The organism is Alicyclobacillus fodiniaquatilis, from assembly GCF_042678105.1.
Classification (GTDB): Bacteria; Bacillota; Bacilli; order Alicyclobacillales; family Alicyclobacillaceae; genus Alicyclobacillus; species Alicyclobacillus fodiniaquatilis.
The window spans coordinates 1-7477 of sequence record NZ_JBHUCX010000086.1 but is presented as its reverse complement, the minus strand read 5'-3'; the positions used below and the strand labels follow the sequence as shown (position 1 = coordinate 7477).

9 protein-coding genes are annotated in these 7477 nt (G+C 40.6%); all 9 read right to left on the bottom strand.

Annotated elements, in window-relative coordinates; translation table 11 throughout:
- Positions 1 to 33 precede the first annotated feature (33 nt).
- Positions 34 to 501 (bottom strand): hypothetical protein, encoded by a 468-nt coding sequence (locus tag ACFSB2_RS20975; RefSeq protein WP_377945063.1) that lies wholly within the window; start codon positions 499 to 501, stop codon positions 34 to 36.
- Between the two features lie 217 nt (positions 502 to 718).
- The gene (locus ACFSB2_RS20970; RefSeq protein WP_377945062.1) at positions 719 to 1174 is read right to left on the bottom strand and encodes a GNAT family N-acetyltransferase; all 456 of its coding nucleotides are present in this window, start codon (positions 1172 to 1174) and stop codon (positions 719 to 721) included.
- A 120-nt stretch (positions 1175 to 1294) separates the two neighbouring features.
- Positions 1295 to 1804: a GNAT family N-acetyltransferase gene (locus ACFSB2_RS20965; RefSeq protein ID WP_377945061.1), complete on the bottom strand. Its 510-nt coding sequence runs from the start codon at positions 1802 to 1804 to the stop codon at positions 1295 to 1297.
- A 537-nt stretch (positions 1805 to 2341) separates the two neighbouring features.
- On the bottom strand, positions 2342 to 2938 hold the full coding sequence (locus ACFSB2_RS20960; protein WP_377945060.1) for a hypothetical protein: 597 nt from the start codon (positions 2936 to 2938) through the stop codon (positions 2342 to 2344).
- Positions 2939 to 3327: 389 nt separating this feature from the next.
- On the bottom strand, positions 3328 to 3762 hold the full coding sequence (locus tag ACFSB2_RS20955; RefSeq protein WP_377945059.1) for a hypothetical protein: 435 nt from the start codon (positions 3760 to 3762) through the stop codon (positions 3328 to 3330).
- Between the two features lie 122 nt (positions 3763 to 3884).
- The gene (locus tag ACFSB2_RS20950) at positions 3885 to 4610 is read right to left on the bottom strand and encodes a class I SAM-dependent methyltransferase (RefSeq protein WP_377945064.1); all 726 of its coding nucleotides are present in this window, start codon (positions 4608 to 4610) and stop codon (positions 3885 to 3887) included.
- 558 nt (positions 4611 to 5168) lie between these two features.
- Entirely contained in the window at positions 5169 to 6083 is a 915-nt protein-coding gene (locus ACFSB2_RS20945) for a hypothetical protein (RefSeq protein ID WP_377945058.1), read from the bottom strand.
- Entirely contained in the window at positions 6064 to 6576 is a 513-nt protein-coding gene (locus ACFSB2_RS20940; protein ID WP_377945057.1) for an RNA polymerase sigma factor, read from the bottom strand. Before ACFSB2_RS20940 ends, ACFSB2_RS20945 begins: the two co-directional genes overlap by 20 nt.
- Before the next feature lie 289 nt (positions 6577 to 6865).
- On the bottom strand, positions 6866 to 7477 hold a 612-nt coding region (locus ACFSB2_RS20935; RefSeq protein WP_377945056.1), incomplete at its 5' end, for a transposase.

Here is a 7477-nt window from a genome sequence, read left to right as displayed (position 1 = left end):
AGCGACGTACGAGCGGACACACAAACCTGCAGCCTAAGCAAACGAAATGGGATTTTCATACATTCTCGGTTTGGTGTGTCCACCATATTGACTTAATACCACAAGTTCTGTGGCAACAAACTCCACAAACTTCTCTGATTGTTGAATCTGAGACTTTGAGTACTGTTTCGGGTGAGAAATCACTTGTGCTTCCTTCTCCAGTTCCATACCTATTCCCATGGTGTGGTTTATCCCCATTTGTTCGATAAGGTAAGAAAAAGCCTGAAACTGTCCAGCCGCTTCTGCGAGATACACAACAGCATCCATCGTATTTTGATTTTTCAATTTCCCACTAAAAATGTCGTTGGTTCGATTTACCCCCTCCAATACGAATTCAAATCGTCCATAAACGGCACTTTGCGTCTTTCGAGAATACTTATATTGAATCCAGTTACAAACCAAGGATGTCAAAAGCAATATGGAGATTACTGCAATCAAAGTTCTCACAAGTGCTTTACTCATTACTTCGCTCCTTTAACGAACTCTTGCAGTATTTGCGATCATGTTCGATTAACCTCTCTCAATGATCTAAAACTCAAAATCAGCTATTCAGATTTCTAAAAGTCACGCTATTGCACTATGATGCCCTTGTGCAACAGGCAATAGCACGTATAATCATGCAATTATCCAATTTCAATAAATAAAACCATTTTGTTCGAGTACCTATTATCCGCCGACATCATCGAAATAAACCCATTTCGGGGGTAGGTGTAAATCCTAATGATTCATACAAATGTCTGGCGGTATCGCTTGCATGAAGTCTAAATAACCTTATGTTTTTCTCAGAAAACCATTCCAAGGCTGCGTTTGTAAGCATTCGTGCATAACCCTTTTTTCTGAATGGAGGTTCTACAAATACGTCGCCAATTAGCCCGTAAGAACGAAGCTTTAAATATCGGTAAGGTGCATCATCCCTTATAAATGCCCCTGCACATGCAATCAGTTGGTTATCAATTTCGATTACAAAATGCTGTGCAATTCCTGCCTGATATAGATCCCTATAATCTTCTTGAACAAGTTTGTGAAAATCAGGGAGTAACCTATTTGCCATTCCCGTTTCTTCGTACATTTTGTACTTCATCTCAACGATTTTTGGAATTTCATCCACTAAAGCAGCTCTGTACAAATGTATCATCTCTCGTTTACTCCTAAAGTTATCCCTCTCTATGATTAAAAGCTCTATTCTCTATGTGATGATGGAATTATCGGATATTCATACAAAATCTATAGCGGCGGCATCAAGTTGCGTTCTAGATTATTTCCATGTATCGAATACTTGTACGGGTCCGCGCCATTCATCTCCGTTCATAACGACTTCTCGATAGTCACCGCCAGTGTACTTATTAATCACGTCATTCCAAAACCGATTTGCAGTCGTATTGTTGGATGTTTGCCTCAGCTCCCAATTACCTGGAAACCGATCAAAAATCAGATGCGCTGCTTGCATTCCGTATCCGTTACGTCTGAATTTACGCATGATAAAGAAATCACTAATGAGATTTGTCTCGTTCGCATCGCTTAACTTTGCAAACTCTTTTGGGATATCGAGAATCACCAATGCAAAACCAGCTATTTCATCATCCACCTTGAACAGGAGTGGACGTCTAAACTCCTCCGTCCATTGGTGGTCCAAATACTTGTACTGATACACACCATGTTGCGTCAATGCGTGTCCGTCGAACTCACTAGAATCATAGCGGTAGAACTGGATCAGTTGTTGAAGCAGGGGCTTATCCTCATAAGGAATAGGCATTACCTCTAGCATTGCGAAATCTCATCCCTTTCAAAAGGAAACGACCATACCGTATCGGATATGGTGCTCATCTATTAAAAATGTTTCATAATTTGACAAAAATTTATTGAACCATTGCTGTCCCATTGTTCAATAACGCAACTCGTATGTATTTGCATGTTCATGCACTCCGATATCGGTTTTTACGTAGCCTTCTTGAACGCAGCCCGTATGTTCAAGAACTCTAGTCACTGTAATCCGTGTAAAAAAATCTGGCTTCTGATTACAGGATCACCGAGAGTGAACCACAACAATAGTAGCCAAACTATAATTCCCATCACCACACTGAACCGTGCAAAGGCTTGGTTCTCCTTCCGTAACAACGGGTAAAGGGCAATTAGTAACGCACCAAAGGCAAGTGTAACTACAACCATAAGTTGTCCCGTAAGTGTTTGAAAAACCATGTTTATCCTCTCCTTCAAGGATAATCAGCCCGCTTTTGCTTCCTGCATACTCCTGTCCATGTGCTCAAGAGAGCTGCAAAACTACAACTGAATGATTATTCAGGAATCATAACTCACTTATTGGATTTTCGCTCCCGTTTAGCGACAGAGTAAGAACGTTTCTTTTTGTATTAGTCTTACTTGTGCTGTAAAAAAACTGTATATCTCCGCCCATAAAAAATGGTAGTTCTTTGTTTCCTTCCTCGGTATATCCGTGCAATGCGAATTGTGGTTCTTTAAAATCCAGCAGTTTCGAGTTACCAAACACCTCTTTTATTGGAGCATTGAAAGTAAACTTTATGGATTGTCCTTTTTCCAGATCAACTATGATTGCTTTGCTTGCTTGACCTTCAACTGCAAACGGATTAGCTGTTCTTCCATTTGTAACTTTTATCGGATAACTCAAGTACATTGTAAGATTGTGTAATTCCAAAGGCGATGAACTGCTTACTTGAATGGTATACAATTCATCGCCATTTTTTGATTGATGGTTGATCAATTTGAAATGAACATTTTGATCATTAAAGACCGGTGTTCCTACTGCATTATTTCCTGATGTATTTGTTGCTAGATTTGTTCCATTACTGGTTGTCGTACAGCCAGCAAGAATTCCTGTCATGCTAAGCGCTATGCCTGCTGTAACCCATTTTTTATAACTTTGCATTCCTAAATGCCCCCTCATAATGCCCACTACGTCTTATTGCGTAAACTGTGATTGTGTTGGTACACCCTTGAAATTTTTGATTATTCCAGTGTATTCCATTACCTCTTTCGCATTCCTGCTACGGATCCAGATTTAGCAATCTGAAAGAAACACAAGCATATTTAGTTTCATTCGTAAGCAAAAGGCCGAGGGAAAATTCCTCGGCCTTTTGCCCTTGTACAACCAACTGGATTAATTCAATAGATATGCACTAAACCTGAATGTGCCTATTTTCGTCGTACTTCGGACGCTACAATGCAACGAAACACAATTCGTATCGAGTTTCTTTCAGACATGAGTTCTGATAACCTTTTTATTGTTTGGATAAACACCCATATTGACTAACGGATCTATTTTTCAGGCCGATTCCTTTTATAGGATTCAAATTCATGATACTTCATTGTTTGTCTTAACACGAACGAGGTGATGATCCACTGCCCTATCGCCTCTAATTCTGCTACCCCGCCACCCCAATCATGGTGTGCTGTTTGATAGCCCGACACAATCATGTATATATACATGCCAATCATGTAACTGACCAAATACAGGACAGATGAACTCCAGTAAAATTTTATCCTCCATTTTTTATCAATATTAAGCGCTGGTGTTTTTCTAAACAGCATGAACTTACTAACGCCAATTGGGAGCAATATTCCCTCAATGATGTACAGAAATAGACCATAACCCCATTTGTATCCAACTTCGTACCAAAGCCAAGCATATAATATTTGTAAAACCAGCAAACTAAAGAAAATAGTTAGAAATGATCTCCAAAACCACTTCACTTAGTTGCCTCCTGTCTGCTTTGCAACGTCTGATAAGAAAATGTTATGTAACATTCCGGAAATATCAGCGGATGAAAAAATATGGGGGCAGTTCGACACTGCCCCCATATTCTCATACTGGCTTAGATTTTTCGGCAAACATACATGACTTCCACTTCGTCCAGTTCGATTTTGCGTCGTCCCCAGTTCCCTGCAGTTCCACCCCAGATATGTTCAACTTCAAATCCTGATATTTGCAATAAATGGGTTATTTCAGGTGGCGTATATCTTCGTTCTTTGAAAACAATTTCCAATCCTTCATCGGTGGCCACTTTACTAATCGAGGTCATTGAAATTGGATCAAATTTGTCATCTTTCACATTGTCCTGAATAAGATCCCGTATTTTCGCATAAGCATTCAGCGTCGTTAGAACGAAAGGACTACCCGGCTTCAATGCATTGTGAATGTTTCTCAGAATCGATGCATTGTGCTTCTCTGGGTCGTCATTATAATTGGACATTCCAAATGCTCCTACACAAAGGCTGACGGCTGCATCAAATAACTTACTCGTAGTGAAGCGTGTTGCGTCTGATTGTATAAACTCAACCTTAACACCTGCTCCTCTAGCCGCATTTTCCGCCTCTTTGAGCATTCCAGAGGAAATGTCTACTCCGGTGATTTGGAATCCTCTCTTAGCAAGCTCCACTGAGTGGCGCCCTGTACCACACCCAATATCCAGGATATTACTCCCTTGAGGAAGGTTGAGTTCCTCCAGGAGAAAATCAACTTCTGAAAGGGTGTTTTGCGAAAAACCGTTCTGCATATACACCGAAGCGTGTGCATCATAAAAGGATTCCCATGTTTTCACTATTGTCAACTGAATACCCCTTTTGAGGGGAAACACGCTGGTTTATGGGTTAATAGGCGTTATCCCCTTCGGAAAGTTTACCCGAAACAGTAGTGTGCTTTTTCATTGCAACAACACCTCCCAATAAGTGCCTAAAAGTGATGTCTCCGTAGGTTTTTTATAACTCCAACCCAGTCTCTCTGCATGGTTACAGTTAGGTACGCAAATAATCATACCTTCAGTGTGATTCTCCTTGACTATGCTTGGTTCAACCATTACTGGACCTTAGACATGGTGGAATTATGATTCCCCTTCGGTACATCTCCATCTGGAATCATAAATCAATTCTAAAAATTCAACAATCCATGTTAAACATTGCTGTCATGAAAGAAACACAAGAGTATTGTGTTTCCTAAAACATGCTCATCAAAGGCAACAGTCCGAGGGGTTCCTCGGACTGTTGCCTCGTATTTTCGAGACCTTTTGTTTTAACCAATTTCTCGGGGAAGCCATCATTCTTACTATTACCGCAAAAACAGTGATGACTTAAAGCCACCACTGTTTTTGTATTTTTACTCCTCACGACAGGTACATTTGAGCAAACTCCTCAAGGGTTTGAGGATTAGTTCCGTTAAATTGCAATTCTGTTATCCCTCCGTTGGTTTCTTTGTGATACACGGTGAGTTGTTTATATGGGTGTCCTTTTTCTGAGAACAGGAAAGCCAGGTTATTAGCCCCGAAGCCAATTAAAAGCTGTGAACCAGGCAAATAGCTAATGGACGTTGGATGCTCATATTTATAGATGACTTGATTATTAGTTGATTTATCAACCATTTTAAGGTAGTTCTGTTGCCAAACTGACACCTGTTGCTTATTGTCTTCACTGGTGTACCAATCAAAATAACCAATTCGGTTGAACAAGACCGTATTAATTTGTGGAGTATGATAGCGAAATGGAGTTTTTATACCCTCCGATTCTCTTAGTTTCCACCCTGTAATGCTAGACGGTTGACGTATTGGGAACTTTGCTTGTTCTCGGGATGTCTGTAGATTATAGATTTTTGGTTTGCTTCCCGATAATTTCTGATTATATAGTTGCGATTTCACACCATTTGGAGATAACGGTGCTACGTAGTTTTTATAAGAAGTGGTTTGCTTTACACTAAATTTATAAACATGAATCCCGGCCCAATTAAAGCTTTTATCACCAAGTGTATGTGCCTTAACGCTAGAAATATCCGCGATAGATTTTGTCTTGCTTGCCACTGTGGTTCTTGAAGCATCGGAATTGGCAACAGAGACAACGATAAACGCGCAAACGGCAACTGCTGCAATAACTGCAATTGTGCTTTTTACGTACGAGCCATGCTTCTCGAACTTTTTCTTTTTTATTTCCTTTGATAAATTTCTCCATATCTCTTCTTGGTCATTTAGGGAAAGGGATATCTGAGGTAGCATTTTGTCGATCTCATTTTTAATATCTGTGTACTCCATACGAATCAACTCCTTCAGAAAGATATTCCCGTAGTTTTACGACAGCTTTGTGTAAGATGGTTCGAACCTTAGATTCTGTCCATCCCAAAATGATTGCTGTGTCTGAAGTGCTCATGTCATGGATTAACCGCAGCGTAACTACTTGTCGTTGTGACTCTGGCAAAGCCAAGATGACATTCTGCAATTCAATGTACCCTTCATCAGAAGGCACACTTACAAAATCGGCGGAACCATTCCCTTGGACTATTCTTTGATTTTTCCGTTTTCGCTCGACATCATGAAGATAATTTTTTGCAATACTCCACAGCCATGTCTTCACAGACGAATCCCCGCGAAAACCCTCCCAGCCGCGAATCACTCGTATGAAAATTTCCTGAACGGCATCTTTTGCGTCACTTTCATTTCTTAACATGTAGAAGGCGTATCGATAAAGATCGTTGCTGTATGTCTGAAACAGCTCATGTACACCATCTTCTGAAGACCGTCGTTTCATCATCCGCCCTCCCAAATTCCCTATGTGCAATATTAGACGGTTTGGAGTTATGCTTTGTTGATAACTATTTTCCTAAAATTAAGGTAATTTGTTTGAAAAGTTTACGGAGGAGATGTAGTCCTCCGCCTGCATCGGGGGCTAGCGATAGATCACGAAAGAAACACAAGTATATTGTCAGGCTGTTGAGAAAGGGGGCTTTGAGCACTCTCTCCGACGTCTTTGGGCGTCTGTTTTTTTAGTTTGGGTTTCAAAACTGTATTAAGATCGTGCAAAGGGATAAAATTCCCCTTCATCCCGCTATTTTCGCTAGGTGAAGGGCGATTTTTTTCATGTTTTGGTACGCTACGGTCAGCAATGCTTGTTCCAACACATTCTCTCGTCCACGAAATCGAGCGTACCTGTACCCATGCAATTGTTTTGCATCGGCAAAGCTACGCTCAATTGTTTCTTTTCGTTTTTGGTATAGATACTGACCCACCTTGGTGAGTAGGTTTTCTCGCACCCATTCCCTGCTGTCTTCCCACACGTGTCTCGTGATTACCTTATGGTGGTTTCTGGAAAGTGTACATTCAGAGAGAAAGGGACATTTCTCGCACTGTTTTTTTTCGGATACATAGTGCCTGTACCCATCGCGAGTTGTTCTTTTGTACTGCAAGATTTGTTTATTTGGACAGACGTACACGTCTGTCTCGGCGTCGTATTTAAACCTCCATTTCTGAAACAGTCCTTTCGTTTTATAAAACCGACGTTGTCCAATGACGGCGTATATCTCTCGGTCCTGGAGTTGTTTGCAAATTGCAGAATTCAGATAACCAGAGTCTAAAGCTACGGCTTCAACTTTAAATCCGAATCGCTTTCGTTGGTGGTCAAGTCGTTCTATATACGGTAAAGAGTCATGCAT

What these genes read in the sequence shown, in the direction of transcription:
- ACFSB2_RS20975 (WP_377945063.1), bottom strand. Translation starts at nt 501, where the DNA reads ATGAGTAAAGCACTTGTGAGAACTTTGATTGCAGTAATCTCCATATTG.
- ACFSB2_RS20970 (WP_377945062.1), bottom strand. Translation starts at nt 1,174, where the DNA reads ATGATACATTTGTACAGAGCTGCTTTAGTGGATGAAATTCCAAAAATC.
- ACFSB2_RS20965 (WP_377945061.1), bottom strand. Translation starts at nt 1,804, where the DNA reads ATGCTAGAGGTAATGCCTATTCCTTATGAGGATAAGCCCCTGCTTCAA.
- ACFSB2_RS20960 (WP_377945060.1), bottom strand. Translation starts at nt 2,938, where the DNA reads ATGCAAAGTTATAAAAAATGGGTTACAGCAGGCATAGCGCTTAGCATG.
- ACFSB2_RS20945 (WP_377945058.1), bottom strand. Translation starts at nt 6,083, where the DNA reads ATGGAGTACACAGATATTAAAAATGAGATCGACAAAATGCTACCTCAG.
- ACFSB2_RS20940 (WP_377945057.1), bottom strand. Translation starts at nt 6,576, where the DNA reads ATGAAACGACGGTCTTCAGAAGATGGTGTACATGAGCTGTTTCAGACA.